The following is a 5,892-nucleotide window of genomic DNA, read 5'->3' on the forward strand; positions in this document are numbered from 1 at the left end:
CAAGGGGACAAGGGGACAAGGGGACAAGGCAGAAGAAGTCATAACCAATGCCCCATGCCCAATGACGCCACTTGCTCCACTTGGGGAGACCCCAAGACCGCAGTGGCTCCCCAATGCCCAATGCCCAATTTCTTATTTCCCATTCAACATGCCCATGCGCGTTGCTGTTCGCTAGTGCTGCTGGGTCACCGAGAGGGATTGATTCAACTTCGAGAACCCCAAGCAAAGGATAGTTACAGTTTTGGGAATCTTATCTCCCCCAACCCCGTACCTTGGCTCAACGGCGATGGAAGATTGCAGTTCAATCAACCAGATGAGTATCGTCTCATTGGTGAGTTAGTGGGGGTGGTGGACAACATAGAGTGTCCAGATATTGGGGGTTCTGTGAAATGGGAAAAGGCAGCATTTAATTTGAGCCAAGCTTTTGAAGACTTCTGGCGTAATTGCCGCATTTGGGGTGAAGTAAAAATTATGTCACCAGAGTTAGCCCAAGCTAGGTTGGGGTTGCTGATGGCTACTCAGTCAGTCTTAAAATTTATCCTAGAGGAAAAGCTGAAAACTTGTGCGCCATTGGACTTATAAAAACTTTAATCGTAGCTATTGACTCAATGCATTACCTCGGCTACATTAGCTCTTGTGTGAGGAGCGAACCAGCAGGGGCACCGAGACGAAACACGGCCAGTCGTCGGTGTCCTTTCTGATTGGTATGGGTCGGATTTTCAATGCAAAATCCAAAATTTAAATTCTAAAATTTGCTCACTGGAGCAAAAACTTTTCAATTGCCACTGCTACTCCGTCACTATCTATACTAGGGGCTACCCACTGAGCGATCGCCTGCACTCCTTCTGGGGCGTTTCCCATAGCTATACCAATACCTGCATACTCTAGCATTTCCAAATCGTTGAAGTTATCGCCAATAGCCATGACGTTGGCTATTTTTAATCCCAGCAATTCTTCGGCCAGATAACGCACAGCAGTTCCCTTATTGACATAGGGGTTAGTGGCTTCTAAGAAGGTGGCAACAGATGTGGTGAGATAAAGTTCAGCGGGTGTATATTGGCGACGCAAATTTCCCAATACCTCGCTGATGAAATTTGTGTCATCGCACAAAGCCAGAATTTTTGTTGGTTCATTCGTTAAAACTTGCCGCAAATCACCCACAGGAATCGGGACAATACTAGAACGTTGTGCGTAAATTTCAGTTTCTTTGGTTATTTCCCGGACATATAGTTGGTCATTGATGTAGAAGTGGATCGATAAAAGCCGCCGCAATTGAGGCTGTTCAAAATAATCGAGTAATTGGTGGGCGAGTTCTTTGGAAAGCACTAAATGGCGATGAATTTTTTGGGTAGTGGGGTCTTGAATCCAAGCTCCTTGATAAGCCATTAATGGCAAAGTAGAGCCGATTTCTTGGTGAAAGCGCAAGGCTGAACGATACATACGACCTGTAGCGATCGCCACTTGAATGCCTCTTGCTTGTGCCGCAATCAGCGCTTGCTTTACAGGTTCGCTGATGGTGTTAGAGTGTCCAGCGATCGTGCCATCTATATCTACAACCAGTAGTTTAATATCTTTGGTAGATACGTTATACATACATTCCTCAGATTTCAAGTTACAGTTAGAGGTTATACCATTTTGGATTTTAGATTGTGGGAAAAGTTTGAGATAACGCCAATAAAAAAACCCGATTCTCGAAAGAACCGGGGATTTACATTTAAGTTAGATAACTTGACTTATAGGTAGGATATAAAGAATCTACCTCTTTAACTAAAGTCTATGAATTTAAGACTTTAACCAAAATTTTTTTGCGTTGTGACAACAGACAAAGCCCAGCAACTACACCAATTCCAAAAGTAGTTGATGCTTCAGGTACAGACTTAACTTCTTCATAGTCATAAGTTACTTTGATACTTGCTTTAGCATAAGTATCAATATAGGATCTCATGTTGCCCGATCCTGTAACTAGCGAGTTGGCTATAGCTGAAAACAAGAAGTCTATGTCGCCATTACCAATGAAAGACTGCAAAAATGAGGTATTGGTAAAAGATTGAGTAGCAGATTCTGTTGCAGTTAAGTTAGAGAGGGTCTTTCCAGAAGTACCACTATAATCAGTTATGCCATCATATTTGGCAACTTGGTAACTGGAACTATATTCTGGATTGAATGTTAACAAAGACTGATTATTTAGTTGTAAACTGAATTGACTGCTGAGATTGACTGTTGTTTGAGTTGGGGTTGGACTCCTATTTTCAAAACCTGCATTTCCAAGTATGTCGCCAGTAAATTGGATTGTTACACCTTTAAGTGTGCCTAAAGAAGAATCAAATTTTTGCACGCTCAAAGTTTCATCAATAATATCTGTAAACTCATAATTACTGGAACTAGTGTAAGACAGAGAAGCTGCATTTGCTACTCCAGAAGTTGCAATAATTCCTGCTAAGGTTGCGGCAGCGCCTAGAGTATTCAATAGTTTTGTTGTCATGATGGAAGATGCTTTTCTGAAACGAATCATTATGGGATTACCAAATTATTTCTAACTCGTAACTTTTGCTTCTAGGCTTGATAAATACACGTAAATTTATGTGAATTTTTTATGTTCAATTTACCTTAATAAATATAGATTTTTCATTAATATATGAAGTTTTGTTAAGAAATCGTCCTGACCCATGAGGAATTTCAATAAACCAACTGATGCAGTATGTAAATAACAAAGCTTGTGGCTAAAATAGGGCTATGTCTGAAACTACTGCTACTGCAACCCCAACACGTCCGACGTTCATCCTCGTAGATGGACACTCGCTGGCTTATCGTTCATACTTTGCTTTTGCCAAAGGACGAGATGGAGGACTACGTACAAAAACGGGGATTCCCACCAGTGTATGTTTTGGTTTTCTCAAGTGTTTATTGGAAGTCATGGGAACGCAACAGCCCCAAGCAATGGCTGTGGCCTTTGATTTGGGTTTACCCACCTTCCGCCATGAAACAGCTGATACGTATAAAGCCGATCGCAAAGAAACACCAGAAGATTTTATTCCCGACTTAGAAAATCTCCACGAGTTACTCGATGGCTTGAATTTACCAATTTACACTGCTCCTGGTTACGAGGCGGATGATGTTTTAGGAACCTTGGCGCAACAAGTAACGGCTGCTGGGTATAAGGTGAAAATTCTGACTGGCGATCGCGATTTATTTCAATTGATAGATGCCGAAAAGCAAATCACTGTTTTAAACTTTAGTCCAGATGCCTTAAAGCGTTCTACAAATAGCATCACAGAATTTGAAGCAGAACAAGTTCAACAAAAACTAGGGGTATTACCTTCACAAATTGTTGATTTCAAAGCACTTTGTGGTGACAAATCAGATAATATTCCTGGGGTTAAGGGAATTGGAGAAAAGACAGCTGTACAGTTGCTAAGTGCCTATGGTTCCCTGGAAAATGTTTATGCTGCTTTAGAAGAAATTCCAGGGGCAAATCAAAAGAAATTGGCAGTGGGGAAAGAAGACGCTTATAAGTCCCAATATTTAGCAAAAATTGTTGTGGATGTTCCTCTAGAATTTAATTTAGAGGATTGCAAATTAAAAGGCTTTGATACAAACGTTTTATCACCAATTTTAGAAAAATTAGAATTTAAATCGTTTTTAGGTAAAATCAACGACTTACAGCAACGTTTTGGCGGTCAAATTAAAGAAGCGCCGAAAACAGAAAAAGCAACAACGCAACCAGAATTTGAAGACCCAGACCTTTCATTTTTTAGTTTTGCAGAAACAGAAGCTGCACAACAACAACCAACCTCAGCAATTCAACCACGCATTATTAATACCGAAGCAAAATTGACTGAATTATTGGAAATTGTACAAAAATTCACTAATCCAGAAACACCGATTGCTTGGGACACTGAAACTACTGATTTAGAACCAAGAGATGCAGAATTAGTAGGAATTGGTTGTTGCTGGGGAACAAAGTTAGATGAAGTGGCATATATTCCTCTTGGTCATACAACTGGGGAAAATTTAAATAAAGATGTGGTGTTAGAAGCACTACGTCCAATTCTTGAAAGTGCTGATTATCCTAAAACTTTACAGAATGCTAAATTTGACCGCTTAATTCTAAGGTGTCAAGGAATTAACTTGGCGGGAGTGGTATTCGATCCGATGCTGGCAAGTTACCTGCTAAATCCAGATTCGAGTCATAATTTGATGGATTTGGCACAACGATATTTAGGATTAACTGCGAAAAGTTATTTAGATTTAGTTCCCAAAGGTAAAACCATCGCTGATATAGATATTCCCGCAGTTGCAGATTACTGTGGTATGGATGTTTATTCTACTTTTGGTTTAGTGGCGAAACTGCGTGCAGAATTAGAGAAAATTCCAGCTTTGTCCAAGCTATTAGTGGAAGTGGAACAGCCGCTAGAAGCAGTTTTAGCACAAATGGAATATACAGGCGTTCGCATTGATTCAGCTTATTTACAAGAACTTTCACAGCATTTAGAAATAGAATTAGCCAAATTAAAAGAAAAGGCAATAGAAATTGCTGGAGAAAACTTTAACTTGGGTTCTCCTAAACAATTGAGTAATATATTATTTGAAAAATTGGGATTAAGTACGAAATATTCCCGAAAAATTCAAACTGGTTATTCCACAGATGCAGCAACTCTAGAAAAACTGCAAGAAATCGATCAAACTGGATTTGTGGAAACGATAACTGAGTACCGCACTTTATCTAAATTAAAGTCTACTTATGTAGATGCTTTACCTGCATTGGTGCGTCCAGATACTCAACGGGTACATACTGATTTTAATCAAGCAGCAACATCAACTGGTAGGTTATCTTCTTCTAATCCGAATTTGCAAAATATTCCGATTCGTACAGCTTTTAGTCGTCAAATTCGCAAGGCATTTTTGCCGGAACCTGGTTGGTTAATGGTGGCTGCCGATTACTCACAAATTGAATTGCGAATTTTGGCTCATTTAAGTCAAGAACCGATATTAGTAGAAGCATATCAGCAAAATGAAGATGTTCACACTGTGACGGGGCGATTAGTATTTGAAAAAGAAAATATTACATCAGAAGAACGAGCAGTAGCAAAAACTATTAATTTCGGTGTAATTTATGGAATGGGTTCTCTCAGGTTTTCTCGTTCCACTGGGATAGATAAGAGCATTGCCAACGAATTCATTAAGCGGTTTAATGAAAGGTATCCTAGAGTTTTTGCTTATTTGGAGCGAATGAAAAAAGAAGCGATCGCTCAAGGTTATGTAGAAACTATTCTTGGTCGTCGTCGTTACTTTGAATTTACTAGTGACACTTTACGCCAGTTAAAAGGTAGCAATCCAGAAGATATTGATCTAAGTAAATTGAAAAGTTTAGGTGCTTATGATGCTGGTTTATTACGCTCCGCCGCCAATGCACCAATTCAAGGTTCCAACGCTGATATTATTAAAATTGCGATGGTACGATTGCATGAAGTTTTGCAAAAATACCAGGCGCATTTATTATTACAAGTTCACGATGAATTAGTATTTGAAATCCCCCCTGATGAATGGGAAGAATTACAACCACAAATTAAATCGGTAATGGAGAACGCAGTACAGTTAAGTGTACCCTTGGTGGTGGATGCGCGTGCGGGTCAAAATTGGATGGAAACTAAGTAATTTGAATATCTAGATTAGGCTTTTGCGTTATTCATCTAAGTCAAGCTACTTGCTGTTAAGTTGCAATCAAAGATACTTATTTTAGATGTAAATAGTATAAGAATATCCTGTTTGAAGTTAAGTTAGTACGAGGGAAATAAACTAAGCTCAAGTTAAAGCTTTGGTTAAATTTAGCTTTTTGTAGTCAAAAATACTAACAGAATCAGCCGATTAGTATAATAATGTTAATTAATTAGA

4 protein-coding genes are annotated in these 5,892 nt (G+C 39.3%); 2 read left to right on the top strand and 2 right to left on the bottom strand.

Annotated elements, in window-relative coordinates; genetic code table 11:
• A partial coding sequence (locus tag GNE10_RS31145; protein ID WP_260447104.1) for a DALR anticodon-binding domain-containing protein occupies positions 1-582 on the top strand: 582 nt, incomplete at its 5' end.
• A gap of 174 nt (positions 583-756) precedes the next feature.
• Here GNE10_RS31145 and GNE10_RS31150 read toward each other — a convergent pair.
• Complete coding sequence (locus GNE10_RS31150; RefSeq protein WP_185569739.1) at positions 757-1,593, bottom strand: Cof-type HAD-IIB family hydrolase; 837 nt, start codon at positions 1,591-1,593, stop codon at positions 757-759.
• 181 nt (positions 1,594-1,774) lie between these two features.
• Positions 1,775-2,482, bottom strand: coding sequence for a choice-of-anchor E domain-containing protein (locus GNE10_RS31155; protein ID WP_185569741.1), 708 nt, complete (start codon positions 2,480-2,482; stop codon positions 1,775-1,777).
• A gap of 251 nt (positions 2,483-2,733) precedes the next feature.
• Between GNE10_RS31155 and polA the strand changes: the two genes are divergently transcribed.
• Positions 2,734-5,655 carry a DNA polymerase I gene (gene polA, locus GNE10_RS31160; protein WP_185569743.1) on the top strand — a complete coding sequence of 974 codons (2,922 nt, stop codon included), beginning with the start codon at positions 2,734-2,736 and terminating at the stop codon, positions 5,653-5,655.
• Positions 5,656-5,892: the final 237 nt, after the last annotated feature.

This window comes from Nostoc sp. 2RC (assembly GCF_014222165.1).
GTDB lineage: Bacteria > Cyanobacteriota > Cyanobacteriia > Cyanobacteriales > Nostocaceae > Nostoc > Nostoc linckia.